Origin of the sequence: Microcoleus sp. bin38.metabat.b11b12b14.051 (assembly GCF_013299165.1) — a bacterium.
GTDB lineage: Bacteria > Cyanobacteriota > Cyanobacteriia > Cyanobacteriales > Microcoleaceae > Microcoleus.
In genome coordinates, this window is the sequence record NZ_JAAFKD010000001.1 from 474,412 (window position 1) to 496,415 (window position 22,004).

General features: G+C 43.7%; 24 protein-coding genes and 1 pseudogene. 13 read left to right on the forward strand and 12 right to left on the reverse strand.

Annotation, left to right across the window (positions count from 1 at the left end; genetic code table 11):
* The first annotated feature begins 170 nt into the window (after positions 1-170).
* The 3 genes from QZW47_RS02110 (at position 171) to gmk (ending at position 3,960) form a co-directional block, all read left to right on the forward strand.
* A complete protein-coding gene (locus QZW47_RS02110; RefSeq protein WP_293123047.1) occupies positions 171-2,273 on the forward strand; it encodes a M3 family metallopeptidase in 2,103 nt (700 codons plus the stop codon).
* A gap of 778 nt (positions 2,274-3,051) precedes the next feature.
* A complete protein-coding gene (remA, locus tag QZW47_RS02115) occupies positions 3,052-3,318 on the forward strand; it encodes an extracellular matrix/biofilm regulator RemA (protein ID WP_172193250.1) in 267 nt (88 codons plus the stop codon).
* Positions 3,319-3,396: 78 nt separating this feature from the next.
* Positions 3,397-3,960, forward strand: a complete 564-nt coding sequence (gene gmk, locus QZW47_RS02120) for a guanylate kinase (protein WP_293123063.1) — start codon at positions 3,397-3,399, stop codon at positions 3,958-3,960.
* A 170-nt stretch (positions 3,961-4,130) separates the two neighbouring features.
* Here gmk and QZW47_RS02125 read toward each other — a convergent pair whose 3' ends face one another.
* Entirely contained in the window at positions 4,131-4,859 is a 729-nt protein-coding gene (locus tag QZW47_RS02125) for a hypothetical protein (RefSeq protein WP_293123066.1), read from the reverse strand.
* Positions 4,860-5,101: 242 nt separating this feature from the next.
* On the opposite strand from QZW47_RS02125, the gene xseA reads away from it, so the two are divergent.
* Positions 5,102-6,262 (forward strand): exodeoxyribonuclease VII large subunit, encoded by a 1,161-nt coding sequence (gene xseA / locus QZW47_RS02130; RefSeq protein ID WP_293123069.1) that lies wholly within the window; start codon positions 5,102-5,104, stop codon positions 6,260-6,262.
* 5 nt (positions 6,263-6,267) lie between these two features.
* The gene (gene xseB, locus QZW47_RS02135; protein WP_293123072.1) at positions 6,268-6,495 is read left to right on the forward strand and encodes an exodeoxyribonuclease VII small subunit; all 228 of its coding nucleotides are present in this window, start codon (positions 6,268-6,270) and stop codon (positions 6,493-6,495) included.
* A 29-nt stretch (positions 6,496-6,524) separates the two neighbouring features.
* Here the strand turns inward: xseB and QZW47_RS02140 are convergent, their stop codons facing one another.
* Positions 6,525-6,779, reverse strand: coding sequence for a hypothetical protein (locus tag QZW47_RS02140; RefSeq protein ID WP_293123075.1), 255 nt, complete (start codon positions 6,777-6,779; stop codon positions 6,525-6,527).
* Positions 6,780-6,930: 151 nt separating this feature from the next.
* On the reverse strand, positions 6,931-7,455 hold the full coding sequence (locus QZW47_RS02145) for a MerR family transcriptional regulator (RefSeq protein ID WP_293123078.1): 525 nt from the start codon (positions 7,453-7,455) through the stop codon (positions 6,931-6,933).
* Positions 7,456-7,710: 255 nt separating this feature from the next.
* Here QZW47_RS02145 and QZW47_RS02150 point away from each other — a divergent pair, with 255 nt between their 5' ends.
* The gene (locus QZW47_RS02150; RefSeq protein ID WP_293123081.1) at positions 7,711-10,404 is read left to right on the forward strand and encodes an N-6 DNA methylase; all 2,694 of its coding nucleotides are present in this window, start codon (positions 7,711-7,713) and stop codon (positions 10,402-10,404) included.
* Positions 10,405-10,414: 10 nt separating this feature from the next.
* The gene (locus tag QZW47_RS02155; protein ID WP_293123084.1) at positions 10,415-11,449 is read left to right on the forward strand and encodes a hypothetical protein; all 1,035 of its coding nucleotides are present in this window, start codon (positions 10,415-10,417) and stop codon (positions 11,447-11,449) included.
* Between the two features lie 216 nt (positions 11,450-11,665).
* Here the strand turns inward: QZW47_RS02155 and QZW47_RS02160 are convergent.
* The 4 genes and pseudogenes from QZW47_RS02160 to QZW47_RS02175 form a co-directional block, all read right to left on the reverse strand.
* A pseudogene (locus QZW47_RS02160) lies at positions 11,666-11,710 on the reverse strand (hypothetical protein); the annotation flags it as partial.
* An 83-nt stretch (positions 11,711-11,793) separates the two neighbouring features.
* Entirely contained in the window at positions 11,794-12,288 is a 495-nt protein-coding gene (locus QZW47_RS02165; RefSeq protein WP_293123087.1) for a hypothetical protein, read from the reverse strand.
* Positions 12,289-12,517: 229 nt separating this feature from the next.
* The gene (locus tag QZW47_RS02170; protein WP_293123090.1) at positions 12,518-12,727 is read right to left on the reverse strand and encodes a CsbD family protein; all 210 of its coding nucleotides are present in this window, start codon (positions 12,725-12,727) and stop codon (positions 12,518-12,520) included.
* A gap of 280 nt (positions 12,728-13,007) precedes the next feature.
* Positions 13,008-13,844 carry a PHP domain-containing protein gene (locus QZW47_RS02175; RefSeq protein ID WP_293123093.1) on the reverse strand — a complete coding sequence of 279 codons (837 nt, stop codon included), beginning with the start codon at positions 13,842-13,844 and terminating at the stop codon, positions 13,008-13,010.
* A 131-nt stretch (positions 13,845-13,975) separates the two neighbouring features.
* Between QZW47_RS02175 and QZW47_RS02180 the strand changes: the two genes are divergently transcribed.
* On the forward strand, positions 13,976-14,305 hold the full coding sequence (locus QZW47_RS02180) for a hypothetical protein (RefSeq protein ID WP_293123096.1): 330 nt from the start codon (positions 13,976-13,978) through the stop codon (positions 14,303-14,305).
* A 43-nt stretch (positions 14,306-14,348) separates the two neighbouring features.
* Positions 14,349-14,717 (forward strand): hypothetical protein, encoded by a 369-nt coding sequence (locus QZW47_RS02185; protein WP_293123099.1) that lies wholly within the window; start codon positions 14,349-14,351, stop codon positions 14,715-14,717.
* Positions 14,718-14,869: 152 nt separating this feature from the next.
* Here QZW47_RS02185 and QZW47_RS02190 read toward each other — a convergent pair whose 3' ends face one another.
* Complete coding sequence (locus QZW47_RS02190; RefSeq protein ID WP_293123102.1) at positions 14,870-15,334, reverse strand: hypothetical protein; 465 nt, start codon at positions 15,332-15,334, stop codon at positions 14,870-14,872.
* 120 nt (positions 15,335-15,454) lie between these two features.
* On the opposite strand from QZW47_RS02190, the gene QZW47_RS02195 reads away from it, so the two are divergent.
* Positions 15,455-15,826: a VOC family protein gene (locus QZW47_RS02195; RefSeq protein ID WP_293123105.1), complete on the forward strand. Its 372-nt coding sequence runs from the start codon at positions 15,455-15,457 to the stop codon at positions 15,824-15,826.
* Positions 15,827-16,126: 300 nt separating this feature from the next.
* Here the strand turns inward: QZW47_RS02195 and QZW47_RS02200 are convergent, their stop codons facing one another.
* Positions 16,127-16,387 (reverse strand): hypothetical protein, encoded by a 261-nt coding sequence (locus QZW47_RS02200; protein ID WP_366930787.1) that lies wholly within the window; start codon positions 16,385-16,387, stop codon positions 16,127-16,129.
* A 72-nt stretch (positions 16,388-16,459) separates the two neighbouring features.
* Positions 16,460-17,134 (reverse strand): phosphoribosyltransferase, encoded by a 675-nt coding sequence (locus tag QZW47_RS02205; protein WP_293123111.1) that lies wholly within the window; start codon positions 17,132-17,134, stop codon positions 16,460-16,462.
* Between the two features lie 125 nt (positions 17,135-17,259).
* Between QZW47_RS02205 and QZW47_RS02210 the strand changes: the two genes are divergently transcribed.
* The 3 genes from QZW47_RS02210 to QZW47_RS02220 all read left to right on the forward strand — a co-directional run bounded on the left by QZW47_RS02210 (position 17,260) and on the right by QZW47_RS02220 (position 20,401).
* The gene (locus QZW47_RS02210) at positions 17,260-17,514 is read left to right on the forward strand and encodes a hypothetical protein (protein WP_293123114.1); all 255 of its coding nucleotides are present in this window, start codon (positions 17,260-17,262) and stop codon (positions 17,512-17,514) included.
* On the forward strand, positions 17,483-18,169 hold the full coding sequence (locus QZW47_RS02215; RefSeq protein WP_293123117.1) for a uracil-DNA glycosylase: 687 nt from the start codon (positions 17,483-17,485) through the stop codon (positions 18,167-18,169). The genes QZW47_RS02210 and QZW47_RS02215 overlap by 32 nt, the downstream gene beginning before the upstream one ends.
* A 69-nt stretch (positions 18,170-18,238) precedes the next feature.
* Positions 18,239-20,401, forward strand: a complete 2,163-nt coding sequence (locus QZW47_RS02220) for an SUMF1/EgtB/PvdO family nonheme iron enzyme (protein WP_366930788.1) — start codon at positions 18,239-18,241, stop codon at positions 20,399-20,401.
* A gap of 21 nt (positions 20,402-20,422) precedes the next feature.
* Here the strand turns inward: QZW47_RS02220 and QZW47_RS02225 are convergent, their stop codons facing one another.
* Both QZW47_RS02225 and pyrF read right to left on the reverse strand, forming a co-directional pair.
* A complete protein-coding gene (locus QZW47_RS02225) occupies positions 20,423-21,013 on the reverse strand; it encodes a hypothetical protein (RefSeq protein WP_293123120.1) in 591 nt (196 codons plus the stop codon).
* Positions 21,014-21,019: 6 nt separating this feature from the next.
* Positions 21,020-21,727 (reverse strand): orotidine-5'-phosphate decarboxylase, encoded by a 708-nt coding sequence (gene pyrF, locus QZW47_RS02230; protein WP_293123123.1) that lies wholly within the window; start codon positions 21,725-21,727, stop codon positions 21,020-21,022.
* Between the last annotated feature and the right edge of the window lie 277 nt (positions 21,728-22,004).

Sequence of the window (22,004 nt, forward strand, 5' to 3'; positions counted from 1 at the left end):
ACAGTTATTATGGGTGATTGGTGATTAGTCATCAGTCATAAGGAAGATTTTCGCACTCTCCCCTCTCTTCCCTCTCCGGGCAGGAGTCCAATTTTTGGGGCAAATGTGTTACAAATTTAAAAGGTAATCTGTCTAGTTGACCTATTTTCAGGCTGTTACGAGAAAATCAAATGACTGCAACTCTTACTCTTGCTGATAACCCGTTACTAACTGGCAAAGGATTGCCACCGTTTGACGCGATCGCACCCTCACACGTAGTCCCTGCCATTACGCAACTGCTAGCAGAACTAGAAGCCGAGCTGGCTGCCTTAGAAGTCTCTGTAGATCCGACTTGGAGCGGCTTAGTAGAACCCTTGCAGCGGCTCGGAGAGCGTTTAAATTGGAGCTGGAGTATTGTCGGGCATTTGATGGGGGTGAAAAATAGTCCGGAATTGCGATCGGCTCACGAAACAGTACAGCCGGAAGTAGTAAAATTTTGGAGCAAGCTCAGTCAGAGCAAACCGCTTTACGAAGCTTTTAAAGCGCTGCGGGCTAGCAAAAATTGGGACAGCTTAGAGTCAGCTCAACAGCGAATTGTAGAAGCTTCCCTCCGAGATGCCCAACTGTCTGGTGTTGGTTTAGAAGGCGAACAAAAAGAGCGTTTTAATGCCATTCAATTAGAATTAGCAGAAATTACTACCCAATTTTCCAATCACGTCCTCGACGCTACCAAAGCTTTCAGTATCACCCTCACAAACAAAGACGAAATTGATGGTTTGCCGCCGAGTTTGTTGAGTTTAGCAGCTCAAGCTGCTCGCAGCGCCGGTGAAGAAAATGCGGATGCCGAAAACGGCCCTTGGCGGATTACTTTAGACTTCCCCAGTTACGGCCCTTTCATGCAGCACAGTACCCGCCGGGATTTGCGCGAAAAGTTGTACAAAGCTTTTATGGGCAGAGCCAGCAGCGGAGAATTGAATAACTGGCCTTTGACCGATCGCATTTTAGCACTGCGCCACGAAAAAGCGGCTTTGCTCGGATTTAGCAGTTATGCCGAATTGAGCTTGGCGAGCAAAATGGCTCCCGATGTTGCAGCAGTGGAAGCTTTGTTAGAAGAATTGCGCGAGGCTAGCTACAGTGCTGCTGTCAAAGATTTAGAAGAATTGAAAACTTTTGCAGCGAGCAAAGGCGCGCCGGAAGCGGCGGATTTGAAGCATTGGGATATTGGTTTTTGGTCGGAAAGACAGCGGGAAGAAAAGTTTGCTTTTAGTGCCGAAGAATTGCGTCCTTATTTTGCTTTGCCGCAGGTATTGGACGGACTATTTGGATTAGTAAAACGGCTGTTCGGCGTGACAGTAACTGCGGCGGATGGTCAATCTCCTGTGTGGAACCCAGATGTTCGCTATTTCAGAATAGATGATGAAGCCGGAAATGCGATCGCCAATTTTTATTTAGATCCGTACAGCCGCCCGGAAGAAAAGCGCGGCGGTGCTTGGATGGACGAGTGCGTGGTGCGCGCTAAATTTGTGGAAGCGGGAAAAACCACAACGCGGTTGCCGGTGGCGTATTTGGTGTGCAACCAAAGCCCTCCTGTTGACGGGAAACCGAGTTTAATGACTTTCGTGGAAGTAGAAACTTTGTTTCACGAATTCGGTCACGGTTTGCAGCATATGCTGACAACGGTAGACTATCCCGGGGCTTCTGGCATCAATAATGTTGAGTGGGATGCGGTGGAATTGCCCAGTCAATTTATGGAAAATTGGTGTTACGATAGGGCGACTTTGTTCGGGATGGCAAAGCATTACCAAACTGGGGAAACTTTGCCGGAACACTATTACCAAAAGCTGTTAGCAGCGCGCCACTACATGAGTGGCAGTGCCATGCTCAGGCAAGTCCATTTTAGCAGTGTTGACATCGAATTGCACCACCGCTATCGATCGGGCGGCAGCGAAACTGTGGCAGATGTCCGCAACCGCATCGCTAAAACTACGACTGTTTTACCTCCTCTGGAAGGAGACGCATTTTTGTGCGCTTTCGGACACATTTTTGCGGGCGGCTACGCGGCAGGCTATTACAGCTATAAATGGGCGGAAGTCCTGAGTGCTGATGCTTTTGCAGCGTTTGAGGAGGCGGGTTTAGAAGACGAAAGTGCGATCGCCTCTACAGGTAAACGCTTCCGGGATACAGTGTTAGGATTGGGCGGCAGTTTGCACCCGATGGAAGTGTTTAAAACTTTCCGGGGACGCGAACCGAGCACTAAAGCTTTGTTGAGACACAGCGGTTTAGCAGCAGCTTAATTAATTAATTAACTGTGAAAAAACTGGGATGAATGCAGTCAATTTTATCTGCATTCATCCCGGTTTTTTGCTAAATTCCCTGGTTGGTAGTTGCGAAGGCGACTCCTTTGATTTATGCGGACTCGCCTGCGGAACCATCAAATTAATTTGACTCTATAAAATCCAGCAATAAACATCTGTAGTGTAAAATCGTGTCCCGTCGATTATTCTAACAATAAATGGTTCGTAGTGCGGACTTCAGTCCGCAGCTTTCAAGCGGACTGAAGTCCGCACTACGAACCTTACTTATTGCTGTCAATCGTCGGACACGATATCGCACACTATTATCTTGAAAATTTAAGATGATGTGCTATCGGCGGATTTTAGCTTAGGTGGAAGGCTCATCGAAGCAGCATCTCTATCGATACTGTCAGTATTAAATGCAATCCACGCATATTTGCAGTTATTTATCAGTGATTATACTTAACTTGGCACATACATGAAAATAACTTTATATTTCGCAATACTTAATGTCATGTTTGCTGAATACATCTAATGCTTTGATTGGCAACGATATATCTCAAATTTTACCGAATCTTTAATCTAGAGCTGCGAACACGCTACTTTTTTAAAGTTTTGATAAAGACGGGCGGCTGCGAGTTCAAAGAGCGAAAAAAATGCAAGTAAACATTAGCGAATTTAGTTATGAATAATTTTAAAATTGTTACAAAAAATCCTTGTGTATATGATAATAAGGAATAATTGATATTTACTTGTTCACCTATAGATTGAGATATTCATGGATATTCAATTAATTAATATCGGTTTTGGTAATATTGTGTCGGCTAACCGAGTGATTGCGATTGTCAGTCCCGAGTCAGCGCCAATTAAGCGTATAATTACTGATGCGCGGGAGCGGGGACAACTGGTTGATGCTACTTACGGGCGCCGCACGAGAGCGGTAATTATTACAGATTCGAGTCACGTCATTCTGTCGGCGATTCAGCCGGAAACGGTTGCTAATCGTTTTGCGATCGGCAAAGACGGTCAAGGTCGCGATGATTGAGGTTTGTCAGTTGCAATTTGAGCACTTACAGTATAGAGTAAGCGAAAACTTGAATTGTGACATGGTTCTCTTCTAAAAATGAAATCCGGTAAATTAATTGTTCTGACGGGGCCTAGCGGTGTGGGGAAAGGCACCTTAGTGCGATCGCTCCTCAACCGCCATCCCGAATTATATCTTTCGGTATCGGTGACAACTCGATCGCCCCGCGAGGGAGAAATTGAGGGACAACACTACTATTTTGCCAGCCGCAGCCGTTTTGAAGAAATGGTTGAGGCTGGCGAGTTGGCGGAATGGGCTGAGTTTGCCGGCAACCTTTACGGAACTCCTTATTTTGCTCTTCAGGAGCGTATCGGCGAGGGAAAATGGGTATTACTGGAAATTGAACTCGAAGGAGCAAGGCAAATTAGAAATAAGTTTCCTGAAGCTTTGCGAATTTTTATTTTACCTCCTTCTTGGGAAGAATTGGAACGCAGGCTGCGGAGTCGAGGTCAAGATTCCGAAAGTGCGATCGCCCGTCGGTTAATTCGGGCTAAAGACGAGATTGAAGCAGCGCGCGAATTTGATTTTCAAGTTATCAACGATGATTTGGAAGTTGCTTTGAAAGGACTAGAATCCGTATTGTTTGTTACCGAAATCAAATGATAGTATCATAATTTGATATGGTCAAATGTCAATCACAATAAAGAATTGCTTTAAAGCCGGAACGATTGTAGGGAGCAAATAAAAGAAGACTATTCATTAATCCAATTCTGTCAACTGTCAACTGTTAACTGTCAACTGTTAACTGTCAACTGTCAACTGTCAACTGTCAACTAAATTACCCATTTCTCAGTCCGCGCTAAAACTTGGTTACTTTGTTTGATAGCAACACAAACTTTTAAATGCAATTCCAGAGTTTCGGAGGCAGGCGAATATTTCCTGAGCGGTTCGATTTCGCGCGCAGAACAGCCCAACATTTCCATATAAGCTAGCGTCCAGCCAATAGCTGAAATGTCGCTTACATGACCTTCTCCAGCGCACAGATGACAACTCAATTCGACCTCTGGATAGCACTCTGGGCAAGCCCAATTACTCAATTGTGAATTGACCTGAATTGTCCGTGATGCTGAGGCAATTGTTAAGGCTTTAATATGGTTGTGAACTACTTGTTTAAAACCTCGGTTTTGGTCTTTACGATAATCGGAAGTATTGTGCGATCGCCCGTTAGCCATTCCTGACTGTGGCGGCGAAGCCTCAGATGCTGTTTTGTTGTCAATTTTGACTCCAGATTCGCCCAGATTAGCCGTTAGCTGAACGCCGTAGTCTTTGGAGTCTGCTCTCTTAGAGCGGTTGAGTGCGCTGTCAGAATCGGATGCTGCGCGATCCTCTTCGAGGGCTTCGCCAACGGCAAAATCTTGCATCGAGAGGTGATGTTCGATCGCCAAAGACCAAGTTCTTTTATGCCGGAGATCGCCATATTTTCTGGCCTCAACGTCGGTAATGCCGATCGCCGCAGCTTCTTGACGCAGCATATTCATCGAAGTCATTGTATCTGATATCATTAGTTTGTTTGGCGTTAGATTATACGGCGGTTGAAACCGCGTCAACACAAACGATGTCCGCACTTCGACAAGCTCAGCGACCACCTCCGCGGACTTAAGAAAACAAGGTAATTTTAACCAATCCGTCTTCAACCCCTCTGAGCTCGGGTTTGATTTGTATAGACGTGGTTTCAACCGCCGGGTCTTTTTATCCCAAGTGTCTTGAAATATAGTAGCCTAGGTTTCTGGAATTAGAAATATCAATGAATGCAATTTTTCCTGATACAACGTTGTCGGTGGGCGGACTAACATCATACCTGAAAGAATTGCTGGAGGGCGATCGCAATTTGCGATCGGTTTGGCTAATCGGCGAGGTATCAAACGTTTCGCAGCATTCCACTGGCTGTTATTTCACTCTGTGCGACACCGACAAAAGCGCTGCTATTAAGTGCGTGGTGTGGACTTATCAGCAAAAAAAATTGGTAAAAATGCCTGTAAAAGGTGAGCAATTGCTGGTTTTCGGAAGCATTGATGTTTACAAACCTCGCGGGGATTACAAGTTGATTGTTTCCCAATCGCTACCGGGTGGGGAAGGATTGGAGGCTTTGCGGTTGCAGCAATTGCGATCGCGCTTGGAAGCCGAGGGTTTCTTCGATCCTGCGAGAAAGCGCCCGATTCCCGTACACCCGCAGATTGTGGCGGTAGTCACATCGGATACTGGCGCTGCTTGGGGGGATATTCAGCGCACTCTCGCGCAGAGATATCCGGGTTTGCGGGTGTTGCTGTCGCCGACTTTGGTGCAGGGAGATTTGGCTGCGGCTGCCATTGCTAGGGCGATCGACCTGGTAGAATTGGACGGTAGCGCTGATGTGATCATTTTAGGGCGGGGCGGCGGTTCTGCGGAGGATTTGGCTTGTTTTAACGATGAAAGAGTCGTCAGGGCGATCGCGAATTGTGCAATTCCAATTATTACAGGCATCGGACACGAAAGAGACGAATCTTTAGCCGATTTAGTAGCAGATAAACGAGCGCATACTCCGACGGCGGCTGCTACTCAAGCTGTACCAATTTTAGCAGATATTTACTCGGAACACAAGCAAAGAATGCTGAATTTAGCAAGTGTTGTGCGGGCAAGATTTGAGACAGAATCAGAAAATTTGCAACTGTTAAAAAATCGCTTAAAACAGTTGCCTACGACATCGCGAACTTTGCGACAAGCAACTGGTAAACTGGAGGTATTGCAAGAAAAGTTAGCAGCCCTAAATCCGGCGGCGGTTTTAGAAAGGGGTTATGCGGCGGTAATCCAAAGTGACGGTACGATTGTCCGCCAAACTGACGGTTTGGAATTGGGAGAGGAGTTGACGGTGAGGTTGAGTCGGGGCGTGCTGAAGGTTAAGATTGTAGAAGTGTTGGATGCAGAATAAATGCTATGGCTAAGTCGAAGTTGCGTCAGTCTGACTGGAATTATGAGCAAACGGTCGATCGCATTGAAGCGATTATCGATCGAGTGGAGTCGGGAGAGTTGCCTCTAGAGGAGGTTTTTGAGCAGTTTGCGGTGGCTGTCGAGTGTTTGCAGGAGTGCGAAGGTTTTCTGGCGCGGGGGAAGGATGCGATGGAATTGGCGATCGGGCTTTTAGGTGCGGAACCGGGTTTTTAAGCATACCAAGTTCTGTATGGAATGGCTCGTCAATATCTGTGAAACCGATTAAATAATGCGATCGATCGGCCCCATATTCTCCCTACATTTACATCAACATCGATTAATTTATCTAAAAATAGTACGCCAGATAGGGCTGCACCGCGAATGATGTTGAGTATTATTAAATTGCGGAGTTCTATTGGTGCGGCTTGGATTATTAGCTCCAAGCTGCGCCGCAAAGCTTGGAATGTGGTAATTTGGATGGGCTGCATAGTTTGTGGGTAGGTGTCGGGTCTACTCATTGCCTCCCGCTATATTATAACAGTATTTATTAACTGTTTGCCAAGTACAAACAGGTCACAGTATTAGTCAATATAAGTAGGTGAAATTCAAAAATTATAATTCCGAAATACCGATCGATAAAATTCATTCAAACCCAGAATGCAATAAATATTAGGCAGGTAAAACTTTAGCTCGTTGTTTAAAGCTTTTGAAGTCTATTACTCGTGATTTTTTAGCAGCTTCCCAAATATCATTAACGATATCAATTAATGGAGGTATCACCAGTAAAACGTACTGACCTACCTCTTTATTTTTTTTGCCAGCAACTTTGACGGTTGTGGGTATTCTATCGCTAAAATCAGACCAGTCTTGCTTCATCCAAAAAACTTCATCTCCAACTACAACTAACTGCTTATCTCTCAGACTGTTGTCATAACCGCTTTCATCTAAAAATTTGATGATTTTTCTGACTGTTTGTAAAGAAACATCTTTTCTTAAATGTTTAATTGCTCGAATTTCTAGTAACTGCTCCCAACTAAAAACTACAGTTGGTCTTCCATTATTTCCAAATCTCTCAGGAATAACTAAGCCTACTTTTTCTAAATAAGCCAGTCGGCTAGACGTGCAGCCCGCCAGATGTATTGTTTCTTGTCGTGTAAAGCCTGACATCTGGTTCATAGTGGTTTGCTTCCCCATTGCTTCCTGAAATTGTAGTTTTAACCTGCTGAGGCTAGAGCTTGTCTGGTATGGATGCTGTGCAACCTTAAAAAAGTATAACTTAATCCTATTAAGTCTGGCTCATTAAAACATTGTTATACAAATTTGACTTTTTGTAGAACAACGTGTTATTATCGATCGTATTTAAAAGACTTTCGTAGTAAACATAACTTTGGTATGGCTGGCTCACCGGGACTTGATTATGTAGTTGAAACCGCAGAGGGAGTGTGGAAAATGCAGCCACACCGCAATGTGCGTATCCCGGTAGCCGGCAACGATCCTGTGGCTGTTAATGGTATATGGACAGATTATGGACTGCGCCCCAGTGCAACTAATCTGGCATTTATGGTTCAAGCTGTTCCGCCACAGGAGATGGATCAGTGGAAGCGGTGGCTGCGCGATTGGCCTTTTCGTGCGGGGCTGTTAGTCTCCGATGAGATGTATCTGCTTCAGTATTACGAGCCATCCGGCAAGTTAGAGGAACTAGAAATAGAACCTGATTCTCTGGCTGTAGAGTTGACTGCACCCAGAAGTCGCCTGTTTACACCAAAAGCATTAGCAGAGTTTCGTACTGGTCAGCTTTCACTGGCAGATTTAGAAGAGTCAATTTCGGAAAATAGCTTCTCCTTTATACTTCGACAACGAGCCGAACTTGATAAAGCATTTCAAGAGGCAATTCGGGGGGCACTTGAAGAGATTGGTGTTCCAAATCAGCGAACACATCCACAAAGCGTCATCTCCTCTCGCATACAGATAGCAGGTCATGCAATTCGCGTGGCGATCGCATATTTGGCAGCAAGAATTCTAGAGGATAAAGGCTCTTTTGGTTCCGATTTGTTAATTCCAACCAACGATCCTCGAATTTTGCTCGATCGCACTGTATCTCGTGCGAATGGTTTTTTTAAGAAGGCGCTTGAGGAATCAATACCGCATTTAGGCGATCGAGTATTGCAGCATTTAGCTGCTAATTTAGGGAGTCGAGTCAGCTTTGCGCTAGTCGATCATAAGGATGTTGGCCTGCTATATGAACGAGCTATCAAAGAATTGCCTCGCGATATTGGAGGCACAGATTGGAGCGATTTACAAAGGCATTACACTCCAATCGCGATCGCAGAACGTATGCTTGAATTGCTTCCGTTGGAAAGGTTAAGACCAGAAGATCGAGTAATCTTCGATCCAGCCGCAGGTTCCGGTAGTCTCCTATTAGCTGCTACATCTCGTCTTGCTGGGATGTCTGATATTCCTGAAGATATCAATGAGCGAAACACCTATTTGGCACAGCACGTAGCGGGTAATGATTTAGATCAATATGCAGACTTGATAACACAACTCCGATACACTTTGGCAAGAGAGTCGCTAGGTGAGGCTGTGACATTTCCATTCCCCTACCACTTTTCTCATCAGGATTACAACAAACTAAACAGGGAAAACATGGGCATCAAACCGCGTGTTGTTGTTGCCAATCCTCCTTTTGCTGAAGATGGGAATACTCAACGTGCAGCAAAATTTATAGAAAGAGCTTTAAGTTGGTTAGAAGAAGAGGCTCAGTTTGCTTTTATCTTACCTCAGTCTTTTTTGACAGGTTCAACTCATGGCATACCAAATACACGTAGGTTGATAACTGAAAATTGCCAAATTTTTGAAGTATGGCAGTGTCCAGAAAAAGCTATTGGAATTGATGCAGAACAAGCTGTGTGCATTGTCTTAGGACAAGTAGGCAAACCAAAAATCATAATTCCTAGTGCAGCAAGAGCAGTATTTTCCAGACAAAAAGATACTGTATCTAATATTTGTAATAATGGTTTCCTTGGCAATCAATGGATTACCCGATCAAATTCAGACAATTGGGAATTTTTTACGGCACCGCCTGTTTCCATGCAGATTCCTACAATACCTTTAGGAAATCTTTTCTTTGTTTTTAATGGAGTAACTCCTAGTAAAAACTACAAACCAGTTAGTCAATGTCCACCAAATACTGAATGTAAGCTAAACTGGCGTATGAAGTGGCGGGATACAAATCGGATTTGGGCAGATCCAGACAGAGTTGGAGAAGAGGAACGCTGGATAAGATACGGTAAAGAATTTCTTCATACAGCAGTCCTAAATAATTCATACCTATTCGATTTACCAAAAATTCTTGTAGGTCGTAAAGTGAATCGAGGCTCTTTGTATCCTCTTGCGGCTCAATTAGATACTACAGGTCTTTGTCCTGATAATAATATATTTTGTATTTTTCCTGCCAAACAAGCAGGAAAATCTACTAAAGCATTGGGAAGTCAACAATTTTTAAAAGAATGGAACACATTAAGTTATCAAGAACAAAGATTATGGCTGTTGGGTATCCTAGCTTCTAAAATAGTCAATGCACTATCTTTAATTGGACGCAAAACACATGAAATAACAAGTGATGAGCTATGTAAACTTCTCTTACCTCAAAAAATAGACAGGCGAATCATTGATATTACTCGTCAAATCGTTGAACGAGATCAACAACGTCTTGAAATTCCTAAACCAGATGATCTACGCAGACAATTAGATGAAATTGTCGAAGAATCTTATGGAAACCCTCATTGGATAGAAATTAAACGAACTGGAGAACCCCCAGAATTAGAATTATGGAAATCAGAACGAACAAAGCCGACATTTATAGTGCGTGGTCAAGTTTTAGAAGTTTCTCAAGATAATAACCAAATTCATTTATATTTGAGTGGCTTATTAGATGACAATAGAGCAGACTGGATGCCAATTTTACCAGAAATGCCTGGTTGGGCGCTGGATGGTACAGTTTTTAAAGCTGAACTAAGTCAGGATGTAGAAACATTTGCAGAACTTGCCAAACGTCCTTGGGCTATTAGGCAATTTCGCCATACTCCTCGTCCTTATTTAACCGACGATGAGCTAAGAGAAGAATTAGGGATAGAGGAGTAAAATAAATTTTATGACTTGTGAATTTGTTTTTTTACCAGTTAGCAATGCTGATAGCATGATTATCTATCCTAATGGCGGTTCAGCCGTTGTAATTGATCTGCATAAAATACCTACTCTTCTTAAATGGTTTCAAAATAAAAAAGAAACTAATATCAGCAGACTTTATATCACCCACGAACATCGCGATCATTTTCCATCGCTTGAAGATTTAGTTACTTTTTTAGACAATTGGTTAAAAAGTGGAAAAGTAGGAAGTATTTGTCTACCTTATCAGGTATATCAACAAGCTAAGAAAAAAGTTGACTCCGACAGAGCAGCGAATAAACGTCTTGAAGATGCCTTAGATCAACTACGACGCTGGGAAAAAAAGAGCATTATAAATTTTATAGAAGTTACTCGCGGCTCAAATCCCTACTCTCAAGATTTCTTAGAAATTCATGTTTTACATCCAGGGCTTTTATATGCTCAGGAGCATCTCGCCAGCATTAAAGGTAGAGGTAACGAAATATCTGTAGTGCTGCGCGTTACTTATGGAAATTTTGCAGCAGTGCTACTTGCAGATATCGAAGGGGCTGGACTTAAGGATTGTGTGGATATTTGCAAACCTCATGAACTTAACGCTAACCTCTTAAAAATTCCCCATCACGGAGCATGGCCTAACAATGGGGATGATCTCAAGCAATTACTCGAAGCTATTGATGCAGAAATAGCAGTTTTATCAGTCGGTAGCACCAATAATTATGGTCATGTAGTTCCCGATCTATTTGATTTGCTATTACATCTAAAAAATGATACTTCTAAGCGATTGAAAAAATTTGCCTGTACCGAAGTTACTCGAACCTGCGTTAAATCAGCAATCGAAAGGTCTGCGATGAAAAAATCTGGATTAGATAAGCAAAAATTCTGTGCTGGAGAAATTACGATTATTGCCGAAACTTCTGGTGAATGGCAGCTTAAAACACAGACTGTTCACGAAGATATAATCTCATCGCTTCCACGCGCAGCCTGCCAGGGAAAGGCTGACTTGGGCATAATTTCTCCTTAATCTAAAAAGTTAATCTTAGTAAGTACGAGTTATTCTTTTGGAATGCAGGCAATATTCAATTCTTGTATCCAAATATCAAACGCCGCATCGTATCGTCATCTGTAAATCGCTGTTCCCCAATCCCAACAACTTATACAGTAATTTCGCGCTCTAAAATCGCAAACTCTTCCTCGCGCGCGGCAATTTCAACGATGATTTTCCCCCTTCCAAATACACCTAATAATTAGTCGTTGCCCAGGCACTGTTTTCATATTCAAAACTGTGTCCGTCGTCTTCATAAAGCGTCCATTCGCCAGTTTATGGTTTTTGTGGCTGTTGAGAGAGTGTCGGTACAGATGCTCTGGTTATGCAGAACTCCGCTCCCCTTGACGCGGCTCAAAGGCATTTGCTAAAATAGTGAGAATAGCTGGATTTTTGTTGGTTTGATGCTGTTGTTGAATGGCAACTTTAGCTCGTTCCAATAAAGGAATCAGAGGAGTTCCGGGTTTTTGATTGGTAATCGATCGCACATTCTTCTGACATTCCCCCATCAGCGTCAAACTATTGAAGATGGAGACGGGTTGAGTGACGACGGCGCGATCGGCAAAAGGAATGCTAACAGCGGTATCTCCCGGTTTATAATGTTGGCTGCTGAGTTGACAGTGGGTTTGACGCTGCAAGTTGTAGCGATCGGCAGAAAGCGAATTATCATCCGCGCGGTAGTGTACGATCGGCTGATTGGCGAATTCCGGGTAAAGAAAAGCTCCAAAGGCGATCGCGCTCACACCCAAAGCAGCTACGATCGCAGGAGACTTGTACCAAGATTTCTCTGATTCAGTTGTATAATTAATTGTCATCATGACTCCTCCATTGCGCTTCTGAAGAGGTATCGCAGAGTCACCAGGGTTTATGCAAGTTCCAAAGGTCGATCGCACCCAACAACATAATCTATCATTGTTCAGTGTGCGTCGCCATTCCAGAATACAAACAACAATGTCATTACGAGCTCTTGAAACAATCCCAGAACCCCGGCGATTGCTTCGCTAAGAGCTCGCAATGACATATAATATCTCGCGTAAATTGCAGTTTCTACAGTTTGTCGATCGCCTTTTTGGCCTTATCCGTCAGATTTTTCACAGCATCTTTCATATCTTCTGCTGCGTGGCGGGCGGCGGATTCCGCTTGTTTTGCTTTGCCTTCAGCTTGGTCTTTTTTGTTGCCGGTGATGTTCCCGAAAATTTCCTGAGCTTTGCCTTCTACGTTTTTGCCGATCGCCTTTGCTCTGTCTTCTGTACTCATAATCAGCTCCATTGAGTAGTTGAACGTTGCTACTACCCTAACATTAACTCAACACAAGTTACTTGCTAACTTCACATTAATTTATGTTGCTTTTGATTTTGATAAGTTTTTATTAGACCTCTTCCGTAATTTTTTGATTGATAGATCGACCGCAGATGATGGCAGATAAACACAGATGAACGCAGATAGTTTTAGAATTTTCAAGATGTCTAGTAGGGTGCGTCAGAATGGCTTCATTGTTCCCATTTACTCCGAATCTTAGCTGGCACACCTACCGTTATTATTTCAAACTTGCCGCCGCAACTTTAATCGGTTCTAGCAATTCTAACGGTATATGCAGCATATTCAACTGGGTACTTTCAACACCTTTCCGCTCATTTCTTTCAATGTCTGGGCCGTGATAATCGCTGCCACCTGTCATCAGCAAACCGTAATCAACACACCATTGTTTTAACTTGTCAATTTGGCTGGAACTGTGGGTGGGATGGTATACTTCAACTCCCATTAAACCAGCATCTACTAATTCTTTTAAGACTTCTTCAACTGCGCCGCCGCGAAATAAATAAGGGTGCGCCCAGACTGGTACTGCGCCGCAACTCTTGAGTAAATCGATGCCTTCTGCGATCGAGAATTTCTCGTAATGCACGTAGGCGGGGCCGTCGTCTCCCAGCCAGCGATCGAAGGCTTCCCGTGATGATTTGGCGTAACCAGCTTTTACCAGCGCGGTAGCAATATGAGGCCTTCCCGGTGCCATTCCTGGGGATGTTATTGGCAGTTCGATCGCGAATCCCAACGCTGCTAATTTATCTACCATTTCCTGCGATCGGCGAAACCTGCCTTCTATGCGATCGTTCAAAGGAACTCGCAGTTTATTCGCATCAGGATAAAAACCTAAAATATGCAGCGATCGGCCATTGTGGACTGTACTGAGTTCAAGCCCGGGGACTATTTCGATACCGTGCAAAGCAGCGGCAGCAAAGGCTTCATCCCAACCAGACATCGTATCGTGATCCGTGATAGCTAAAGCGCGAACACCCGAAGATGCCGCCGCTGCTACAAGTTCGGCTGGGGTGAGAGTTCCATCGGAATAAGTTGTGTGACAGTGGAGTTCTAGCATTTTGATCTGAGTAACTACTTATTTACTACTTCGCGAACTCTATCAATCGCACCTTCTCGCAATTTGGGAAGCACCAGCGATATTTCAATACTTGGAATATTCAGGATTAGTACGATTCAAACTTTTTGTGCTTGACTCTGCTGTCTGTCTGCAACATCTGTCTTTATAAACTTTATCACAAAAACTGTACTGAAACTCCCGAAGGTACCAAGTATATCATTGGCAGTCGCGCTGTCTGCGCTGCTCGCCGCCCGATCGCTTTTGCCAGAAATAATATTCGGGCGATCGGGCTTTTTGCTGTGCCACTTCCCAAATTGGCTCAAATCAGCCTCTCCCACGGCTTAAGCCAAAGCGCCATAAAGCTATACAGGATAAAGACTTGGACGTTTTTGCTCTCAATATTTTTTGATGTAAAAACTGTGGAGGTTCGGATAGTGGCATTGTGCGATCGCTACCGTTGACGAATTTTTTATAGATTAATAACATCACATTCAGGTACAGCGTATGAAATCCACACTTTGCTTTCCCGAAACATCTATTCAGTCTTTTGTGAAGTCTCAGCGAGTCACTGTTAATCAAAAGGCTACTTACTCTTGTAATGTTAATCAAAAGGCTATTGACTCTTGTATTGCTGCCGCTTGGCTTGACTTAGTTGGAGGAGACTTTGACAGCTTAGCAGGAGATGATTGGTTAGGTTTGTGTGGCGACATTGATGACGGCGAACTTTACCGGGAATGGTTTTTGTGGCAAGATAGCGAAGTAACTCAAGAGTGGGAAGCATACGATCCAATTACCAATTATCGAGTTGTGGCATCTACCCGAGAAATGCTAATTGCTAAAATCGACCAAATCGAAGATACCAGAAATATTTAGCGAATCGCTATAATGTTAAATCTTGATGTTCAAATTTAATCATGATTCTGTAGATCAACTCGGTTTGTCAGCACTACTTTCGATCGCAAAACAGGGTTCTTCAGAGCTAAACAATAGGTTGGGTTTCGTTACCCACGCCCAACCTAATAAATTTATGTCGCTACAGCTTTTTGTTTTTCTCGTTCCAATTTGCGCTGCTTCAAGGCTGCAAGATTTTGTTTGATCGTATCGATCGCACCGACATTCCCCTGCTGTTGGTATAATTCGCTAGCACGGATCAAATCTGCAACCGCTTCGCCGTCCGATCGCAAATTCGCAAAAATTAAACCGCGATTGTGGTAAGCTTCTGCCGTTGAAACCTGTTCTATGGCGCTAGTAAACTTATCTTGAGCTTGGCGGTAATTTTCCGACTGATAAGCCTCAATCCCTTGTTGGAAATAAACCGCAGCTTTGCTTCCTGCGTCAGTTGTCGGAAAATCTGGCGAGTTTAAAAATGGTTCTTTAAACAGTACAGAAATGCTGCCCTTGCCCGAGTAAGCCCAAGTCATTGTTCCGATGCCAATCCCCAACGCAGCCACAACAATCACAGACAAAGCAATAAAATTGGTGAGTTCCATAGAGAAATATTTGTTGTATTACAATATGATAATATAGTTTTGAGTTTTCGGCACGGGGTTCTATCATCCAACAATGATTTGCCATAATTACCAATTACCAATTACCACTTACCTATCTATATGAATTTCCAATACAGCGCCGCCCTAATAACTTTAGCAGACCTTGACAAAGAAGTTCTCGTTAAATTTTACACCAAATTTCTCGACCGAGAACCAAATCCCTATATTCCCAATACCTATGCAGAGTTTCAACTTCCCGGCTTAAGACTCGGCATATTCAAACCCAAAGATTCCCATAAATCGGAATTTGCAAATCACACAAAGACAGGCATGAGTTTGTGTTTGGAAGTCAGCGATATCGAAAATGCGATCGCCCGAATTTGGGCCTTGGGATATCCGCCTGTCGGAGAAATTATTAAAGCCTCTCACGGCTTAGAAATCTATGCCTTCGATCCCGCCGGAAATCGGATAATTTTGCATCAATCGCATTAGTAGATCAGAGTTAGCGATTGAAATCGCCGAGTTTACGAGAATACAAACGAAGATCAGAGTTGGCGATTGAAATCGCCTCTACACAAACGATGTCCGCCTCCGCGGACTAAAAAATTAAATTATACAACAATCCTAAATAATTTCAGAGTTAGCGATTGAAATCGCCTCTACACAAACGATGTCCGCCTCCGCGGACTAAAAAATTAAATTACACAACAATCTTAAATGATTTGTGAACTCTCTCATCTGCTCTTCTCTCCTTTTCCTTAGCGTCTTCGCGGTTCGTTCAAAACCCCTCAACTATCGAATCAATTCAGCAAAACTATAAAAACTGATAACTAACAACAACAAAGCAGTGAAATGAGTCAACTGAAATTGAGGGCGCGGGCCGATATATTCCCGCACCAAAATTGAGAAAGACGAACCAATTATATAACTCAAAGACAGAGTTAAATACTGCCACTGCCATGTTACACTCCAGATCCCGAGCAAAATCATCGCCAAAATTAACATCACCAACTCAACAAAGCGAGGCGGATTTTGCTGAGTAGACAGAATCACAGTGTTCAACCAATATTCCCAAGGTCTCATGTGTTAACGATCGAGCTTTTGGATGTAGCCTTATAGCTTAACCTACGATCGCCATTCAATCTGTCGCAACAAACACGCCAAAGCCTCCGCCGTCTCCACCTGCGGAAATTGGCTGTAAAAGCGACTGACGCTGTAAAAAGGGTGGGGAGTCTCCAGAATAATCGATTTATCACCCATTTCCGTCAAAAATTCCATCAACTCTGGCGGGGCGACGGGCGCGCAAATCCACAAAGCCGCCGGTTGCTGCGACTGCAAAGCCTGCGCCGCCACAGCCACCGTCATCCCCGTCGCAATCCCATCGTCCACTAAAATCGCTAAAGACCCCGCCGCGCTGACATTTGGTCGTCCCGGAGCCAAATCGGCTAACAGAGATTGAGCGCTATTTTGAGCCTGCTGGAGTGCTGATTTTTGTTGTAAGCGTAAATTTTGCTGATTTTGCTTTTGCCAGAGAACGTGACCGTCAGCAGTTGCAGCCCCGATCGCCAATTCCAAATTATCTGGGCGAGTAATTTTCTTGGCCACAACCACATCCAAAGCGCAGCCCAAGCGGCGCGCAATGGGCACAGCAACAGGCAAACCCCCGCGTGGCAAGGCATACACAATCGGTTTAATAGCTTCCTGTGCGGTTAAATTTAACTTGCCGAGCTCGTCTGCAACAGCCTCGGCCAGTTTTTCGCCTGCATCGGCGCGATCGTCAAAAAACGGGCGAGAGAACATATTTTTGCCTGTACGAGATCAACCAAATAATTGGAGATTTGCGAGTCTGAAAGCCGGTTTCTTGGCAGAAACTGCACTGTTAAACCAAGATTTCTCGCAGAAACCGGGTTTTTTTGGCGCTAGTCGTGAGTCAGAAACCCGGTTTCTTCGCAGATACTTCGCTGCTAAACCAGGATTTATCGGAGAAACCGGGTTTCTTTGGCGCTAGTCTAGTTAGATTTGCGAGTGTTAATTTGGGATTGTGCGATCGACAGCAGCGCATAGAAGCATTCAGCCCATCTCAAATCACCCAGCGCCATCTAAACTATAAACTCTCAGCTCAAAAAAATCTCTCCAATCGTAAAATTTATGTCCAGCGACTTGCAACTCAGCCTATTTGACAGCAATCAAAGTGCTGCTTTCCAAAACGACTCAATCCCAACCAATGCCAAAATTCCGATTCCAGCCGGCACATATCAAAATATGGAACAAATCGGCGAGCACTGCAACCGCTGTCACCGCTGCGAATTGGGCAATACTCGCACTCACGCCGTCATCGGGCGCGGCAATCCTCAAGCCTCGATTTTGATTGTGGGAGAAGCGCCGGGACAAAATGAAGATGAAACCGGATTACCCTTCGTAGGGCGATCGGGCAAACTGTTAGATAAGATTTTAGAATCCGTAGAATTAAGTGCAGAAACCGACGTATTTATTGCCAACGTCATCAAATGTCGCCCGCCCAACAACCGCCCTCCCACAGTCAAAGAAATCGAAGCTTGCAAACCATACTTGCTCGAACAAATTCGCATTTTAAACCCCAAAATCATCTTATTAACTGGTGCAACAGCCTTAAAAGGTTTGTTAAGCGACAAGCGACCAATTAGTAAAATCAGAGGTCAATGGATAGAATGGGAAGGACGTTTATGTATGCCAATTTTTCACCCATCATACTTGTTGCGAAACCCCTCCCGCGAACCGGAGACACCAAAATGGTTGATGTGGCAAGATATGCAGGCAGTAAAAGCTAAATTGGATGAATTTAAAACAGTAAGTTAATCAAAATTTACGCATAAGATCATATCCAGTCAACCCCAATACTTGTAGGGGCGGGTTCACCAAAAATCTATGGCTCAAACCAACAAACTCATAAACCCGCCCCACCCACGCGACAGAATTGTCATTGCTTCCAGAATTGTCATTGCTTCCAGAATTGTCATTGCTTACAAAATTGTCATTGCTTACAAAATTGTCATTGCTTACAAAATTGTCATTGCTTACAAAATTGTCATTGCGAGGAACGAAGCAATCGCCAAGACTAAGATTGCTTCGTTCCTCGCAATGACAGACAATATTCCTGAATACGTAAATTATGTTAATCTTAACATATTAAAACCCCAAAATTTTATGAGTCAATGCCTTAATCCCGACTGCCAGCATCCCAACCCAGCCATCACAAAATTCTGCCAACGCTGCGGCAACAAACTGCTACTCGGAGACAGATACCGAGCAGTCAAATACATTTCCGAAGGAGGTTTCGGCCGTACATTCAAAGCCGTAGACGAACACCGACTCGATACAATCTGTGTGATCAAACAATTTCTCCCGCAACTACAAGGGAGTGCCGCCATCCAGAAAGCGACGGAGTTATTCAAACAAGAAGCAGTGAGACTGCGAGACTTAGGGAAACATCCTCAAATACCTGATTTATTGGCATTTTTTGAACAAGATAAACGATTCTATCTAGTACAAGAATTTATTGACGGTGAGGATTTATCAAAAGAATTAGAACAGCAGGGAAAGTTTAGCGAAAAACAGATTAAGCAATTATTGAATGAATTGCTACCGATATTAGATTTTGTTCATAAGCAAAAGGTAATTCACCGAGATATTAAGCCGGAAAACATCATTAGAAACTCTCACGGTTCTCTAGTGTTGATTGACTTTGGAGTTGCAAAGGAATTGAGCGGTAGTGTTTTGACTAGAGTAGGAACTGTGACTGGTACTCCTGGTTATGCAGCACCGGAACAAATGCAAGGTCATGTTTTTCCAGCGAGTGACTTGTACAGTCTTGGTGTAACTTGCATTAGGTTATTAACTGGGTGTTTGCTGGAAGAAAAAAATGGAATTTTGGTTGACGAACTTTTTGATCCGATGCAAATGGCATGGGTATGGAGAAATCAGGCAGTTTCCATCAGCAATGAATTGGGGAAAGTCTTAGATAAAATGCTATTGTTTCCAGTGGGTGCGCGTTATCAATCAGCAGCAGAAGTATTGCAAGCTCTTAATCATGTCTCAGTATCACCTACTCAAAAATCAGCACCTCCACCGCAATCAAAACCTGTTCAGCCTTTACAAGTAGTACCTACTAAAATATCAGCGCCACCACAAGCAAAACCTTTTCAGCCTTTACCACCAGTACCACCAACTCAAATATCAGCTAAATCTCAACCAAAGGCTTCTCAGTTGAAATCCTTTACTGAAGACTTGGGTAATAGCGTAAATTTGGAAATGATTGCTATTCCCGGTGGAACTTTCATAATGGGTGCGCCGGAAACTGAACCAGAAAGCCAATATAACGAAAAACCTCAACATCGGGTTAAAATTCAACCTTTCCTGAGCGGAAAATATGCTATTACACAAGCACAGTGGAAAGCAGTTGCTAAATTGCCAAGAATTCAATTTGACCTCAACCCAGACCCCTCTTATTTCAAAAAAAATTATTTATTCACAAATATCAAACGACCAGTAGAACAAGTTTCTTGGTATGATGCTGTGGAATTTTGTGCTAGGTTATCTAAAAAGACCGGACGTAATTATCGCTTACCCAGTGAGGCAGAATGGGAATATGCTTGTCGCGCTGGTACAACTACACGATTCTATTTTGGTCAAACAATTACTACTAATCAGGTTAACTATCGCGGCAATTATTCTGACGGTAATTCAGCAAAAAGTCAGTATCGAGAACAAACTACAGATGTAGGCAGTTTTCCCCCCAATGCCTTTGGTTTGTACGATATGCACGGCAATGTTTGGGAATGGTGCGCTGATCCCTCGCATAATAACTATCACGGAGCACCGACTGATGGTAGGGTTTGGGATGAGAATACTAATAATAATCGTTATCAAAATCATATTAATTTATTAATCAAGTCTAAAAATGATCGGCGAACCAGGTTGCTGCGCGGGGGTGCGTGGCTCAACTATCCCGACTATTGCCGCGCTGCGTTTCGTAACGACTATTCGCCCGACACTCGCAACTTCATAATCGGTTTTCGAGTTGTCTTATGACTGCGTGAACTTCTTAGCCATTTACACTTCTCCTTTTGCACGACAATCTCGCAACCACAAACGAATCGCCTCAGCAATTGCGCTTGTGTCCCCCTCTGGCGCTAACAACGGGCGAACATCCGCCACTGTACCAAACCGAGAAACAATTTTTACTAATTCCCAGCCCTTCTCGGTTTTAGTTAAAAACAGCCAGTGATATTGCTGGATATCGACTCGCTTTCCCTCGCGATACTGCCTTTCCAATGTAGTAATAAAAACTTGGCTAGCATTTTCAGGAAGTGCTTCTTCAAAATTTAAAGGTAGCGGTTCAAATTCCGGGCGGCCTGCTAAAATTATTTGACGCGGCACGTAACCGGGCGGTCTTGAAGTGTTAGGAGAAAAGCCCGATCGCACAATTACACGGTTAGCATAACTCGGTAAATCTTGCAACAGGCGATCGACTAAACCCTCCAAATCAGCCGGACAGGGCGATCGCGCTAACCAACCAGACAGATTTGCGTTTATACTGCGATCGCCATTTGTGACTACATTCACAGCCAAAGCCGGACTTGCGATCGCAGATATTAGCAGATAAACACAGATAAACGCGGATGGGATTTTATCTGTGTTCATCTCTGTTTATCCAATCTCATCACAAATGCGCGCAAAAGCCGCCACCGGATCGTCGGAAGCCGTAATCGGCCGCCCAATCACCAGATAATCCGCACCAGCTTTGAAAGCAGCCTTCGGAGTCATCGATCGTTTTTGATCGCCTCCATCGGCCCATTTTGGACGCACACCCGGACAAACTAACAGAAAATCATCCCCGCAACTCATCCGCAATTGTTCCGCTTCTTGCGGAGAACAAACCGCACCAGCTAAACCCGTTTCTTTTGCTAACAATGCCATGTGCAAAGCATATTCCGGCAACTCTAAAGGTATTTTTAACTCGAAAGCTAACTGTCGGGAATTCAAACTCGTCAACAGCGTAATTGCAATTAATTTAGGACTCGGTTTATCGACAGCAGCCGCCCCTTCTACTAAAGCTGACTGTGCTGCTTTCAAAGCATCTTTACCACAAGTAGAATGGATAGTCAATAAGTCCACATTGTACTTAGCCGCCGCCCGACAAGCACCAGCTACTGTATTCGGGATGTCGTGAAATTTTAAATCAAGGAAAATCCGTTTTTGCCTCTCTTTCAAAATCTCGATAATTGTCGGCCCGCAGCTTACGAATAATTCTAAACCGACTTTCCAGAATGATACATCGGGGAGTTTGTCGATTAGTGCGATCGCACTTTCTTGACTGGGGACATCTAAAGGAACAATAATTTTATCTGGGTTCATAGTACCGTTCGTTGTAGGGAATGCAAGTTTTTTTTATCTAAGTGTATAACTGTTCGTACATTTCGTAGTGAGGACTTTAGTCCTTTCTTTTTGGCTTTTATATCGTTCGCAATGGAGAATTTAACTTTTTTAACATGGATTTTCAGGACTGAAGTCCTCACTACGAACTTTTAAGAAGGACTGAAGTCCTCACTACGAACCTTGGAAGGACTGAAGTCCTCACTACGAACCTTGGAAGGACTGAAGTCCTCACTACGAACTTTTAAGAAGGACTGAA

What these genes read in the sequence shown, in the direction of transcription:
- QZW47_RS02110 (WP_293123047.1), top strand. Translation starts at nt 171, where the DNA reads ATGACTGCAACTCTTACTCTTGCTGATAACCCGTTACTAACTGGCAAA.
- remA (WP_172193250.1), top strand. Translation starts at nt 3,052, where the DNA reads ATGGATATTCAATTAATTAATATCGGTTTTGGTAATATTGTGTCGGCT.
- gmk (WP_293123063.1), top strand. Translation starts at nt 3,397, where the DNA reads ATGAAATCCGGTAAATTAATTGTTCTGACGGGGCCTAGCGGTGTGGGG.
- QZW47_RS02125 (WP_293123066.1), bottom strand. Translation starts at nt 4,859, where the DNA reads ATGATATCAGATACAATGACTTCGATGAATATGCTGCGTCAAGAAGCT.
- xseA (WP_293123069.1), top strand. Translation starts at nt 5,102, where the DNA reads ATGAATGCAATTTTTCCTGATACAACGTTGTCGGTGGGCGGACTAACA.
- xseB (WP_293123072.1), top strand. Translation starts at nt 6,268, where the DNA reads ATGGCTAAGTCGAAGTTGCGTCAGTCTGACTGGAATTATGAGCAAACG.
- QZW47_RS02140 (WP_293123075.1), bottom strand. Translation starts at nt 6,779, where the DNA reads ATGAGTAGACCCGACACCTACCCACAAACTATGCAGCCCATCCAAATT.
- QZW47_RS02145 (WP_293123078.1), bottom strand. Translation starts at nt 7,455, where the DNA reads ATGGGGAAGCAAACCACTATGAACCAGATGTCAGGCTTTACACGACAA.
- QZW47_RS02150 (WP_293123081.1), top strand. Translation starts at nt 7,711, where the DNA reads ATGCAGCCACACCGCAATGTGCGTATCCCGGTAGCCGGCAACGATCCT.
- QZW47_RS02155 (WP_293123084.1), top strand. Translation starts at nt 10,415, where the DNA reads ATGACTTGTGAATTTGTTTTTTTACCAGTTAGCAATGCTGATAGCATG.
- QZW47_RS02165 (WP_293123087.1), bottom strand. Translation starts at nt 12,288, where the DNA reads ATGATGACAATTAATTATACAACTGAATCAGAGAAATCTTGGTACAAG.
- QZW47_RS02170 (WP_293123090.1), bottom strand. Translation starts at nt 12,727, where the DNA reads ATGAGTACAGAAGACAGAGCAAAGGCGATCGGCAAAAACGTAGAAGGC.
- QZW47_RS02175 (WP_293123093.1), bottom strand. Translation starts at nt 13,844, where the DNA reads ATGCTAGAACTCCACTGTCACACAACTTATTCCGATGGAACTCTCACC.
- QZW47_RS02185 (WP_293123099.1), top strand. Translation starts at nt 14,349, where the DNA reads ATGAAATCCACACTTTGCTTTCCCGAAACATCTATTCAGTCTTTTGTG.
- QZW47_RS02190 (WP_293123102.1), bottom strand. Translation starts at nt 15,334, where the DNA reads ATGGAACTCACCAATTTTATTGCTTTGTCTGTGATTGTTGTGGCTGCG.
- QZW47_RS02195 (WP_293123105.1), top strand. Translation starts at nt 15,455, where the DNA reads ATGAATTTCCAATACAGCGCCGCCCTAATAACTTTAGCAGACCTTGAC.
- QZW47_RS02205 (WP_293123111.1), bottom strand. Translation starts at nt 17,134, where the DNA reads ATGTTCTCTCGCCCGTTTTTTGACGATCGCGCCGATGCAGGCGAAAAA.
- QZW47_RS02215 (WP_293123117.1), top strand. Translation starts at nt 17,483, where the DNA reads ATGTCCAGCGACTTGCAACTCAGCCTATTTGACAGCAATCAAAGTGCT.
- QZW47_RS02220 (WP_366930788.1), top strand. Translation starts at nt 18,239, where the DNA reads ATGGCTCAAACCAACAAACTCATAAACCCGCCCCACCCACGCGACAGA.
- QZW47_RS02225 (WP_293123120.1), bottom strand. Translation starts at nt 21,013, where the DNA reads ATGAACACAGATAAAATCCCATCCGCGTTTATCTGTGTTTATCTGCTA.
- pyrF (WP_293123123.1), bottom strand. Translation starts at nt 21,727, where the DNA reads ATGAACCCAGATAAAATTATTGTTCCTTTAGATGTCCCCAGTCAAGAA.